The 1878-nt window shown below is 41.5% G+C and carries 1 protein-coding gene and 1 pseudogene; one reads left to right on the forward strand and one right to left on the reverse strand.

The window, feature by feature from the left end; translation table 11 throughout:
- On the reverse strand, positions 1–968 hold a 968-nt coding region (locus tag LZ23_RS11820), incomplete at its 3' end, for an Rpn family recombination-promoting nuclease/putative transposase (protein WP_045214453.1).
- Between the two features lie 212 nt (positions 969–1180).
- On the opposite strand from LZ23_RS11820, the pseudogene LZ23_RS11825 reads away from it, so the two are divergent.
- Positions 1181–1766 (forward strand): annotated as a pseudogene (locus tag LZ23_RS11825) (site-specific integrase).
- Positions 1767–1878: the final 112 nt, after the last annotated feature.

Raw genomic sequence — 1878 nt, forward strand, 5'->3', positions numbered from 1 at the left:
TCTGTGAATTCATCCAGAGACTTTGTCCTGATGATTTTTCTGGTTAGAGCCCTGAGATTCTCTACGGATTGAATGGACTTAATTTTAACCTGGAGCATGCCGGGTATTGGTCCGTATACTTCTGTTGCAAGGTCTATCAAGGTTTCCTGGGTGGCTTCAAGTTTGCCTTCCGTAACCCACTGGGGTTTCTCCAAGATAGCTTTGTTATAGCCTTGTTCTTCTAACACGTCTGCTGTTGTTCTCACGGTATCTGCTCCTTTGGGAAGATGTTTTACTTTTTCTTCCACTTCTCTAGGCGTTAAGTCTGTGGCGGAAAGCATATACTTGACAATTACTGCGAAGATCTCTCCTGCTTCCTCTGCCTGCAATCCCTGAAATAATAGTTCCATTGCTTTATATATCCGGTCTCGTCTGTCTGGATAAAAGATATGTTCCAGAGTCAGGTTAAAGACCTTAAGGACAATAGTTGATTTGATCTCTTGCTTATTGATTTCCGGGACTTCAAGCAGGATATGTTCAAATTTGGGAATATACTTGAAATAATGCTCTTCTGGAGGCTTGAACATATCTGAAAACTCCAGACTGTAGTTCCATTTCTTCTTTCCATGGTAGAATACCACAGGGATAATTATCGGAAGCTCGTCCTTTTTTTTATTCTGCCATGCTTCGTTTAGATATCCGAACAGCTGGAGTTTTGTCAAACGATACAAATTGCTTTTATGTTCAATGAGCATATAAATTTCTGCAAGATCTCTATTCTTGAACTGGAGGGACATAACCAGGTCGGTCAGATTCTCCTTAAGCTCATCACTGACAAAGGATTTGGAAGACACTTCCAGCGTATCCAGGTCCAGCTGTGACGTAATCCTTTCTGGAAGATAATAGCGGATGAAATCCTTGGCATAGACCTCACGGCCCAAAATGTTCTTTACAAAACTATCGTGTGCTTTTGGTATTTTCTTACTCATATATTCTGTATATTAATCCTTTTTGGAAGAGTAGGCAAGCTCAGACTTAATACCAACTTTTGATAAATAGTTGACATTACGGTTTTCAGCTAGAAAATATCAAATAAAATCAACGTTGTATCCATAGCCCCCAACCCCGCCACCTTCACTCTGATAGGTAAATGCAAATTATTATTGACTTAATTTCGTTTTAGTTGATATAACCTAAACTCATGACAAACCATCCACAAAAAGGCAGCTCGATAAAAGTTGAGCCCATCAGAAACCTGGAAGATATCAAAAGCCATCAAGCAGCTGCTCCAAAATAAGCCGAGAGACTTGCTGCTGTTTACCATCGGGATCAATAATGGATTGCGTATCGGTGATATCCTGCAGCTGAAGGTAAAGCAGGTTCAGGGTTTGAGGCCTGGTGAGACACTGTGTATCAGGGAGCAGAAGACAGGCAAGGACAATATTTTGCTGATCAATAAGGCAGTGTACAAGGCACTGGATGTTTACCTGACCAGTGCCGGGCTTGAGCCTGACGATTATCTGTTCAAAAGTAAGAAGGGTAGTGGTCCGATAACCGTGAGTGCAGCAAATAGACTTGTCAAGTCCTGGTGCAAGGCTATTAATCTCAGAGGCAACTATGGAACTCATAGCCTGCGTAAAACATTCGGATACATCCAGAGGATTAAATATGGAGTAGGCTTTGAGGTACTCTGTAAGCGGTTTAATCACAGCAGTCCTGCAGTGACTATGCGTTACCTGGGTATTGAGGACAAGGAAGTGAATGGGATTTTGATGAATGAAATTTGATGGTTATGTAGTAAAACGCAAAAATGGCCGAATTTCGATTCCGGGCATGCTTAAGGTCGGAAAATGTCTCAGAGGGGGCTAAAACAGGCTTATATGCGGTCGATTTTTTTTT

Origin of the sequence: Desulfonatronovibrio magnus, from assembly GCF_000934755.1 — a bacterium.
GTDB lineage: Bacteria > Desulfobacterota > Desulfovibrionia > Desulfovibrionales > Desulfonatronovibrionaceae > Desulfonatronovibrio > Desulfonatronovibrio magnus.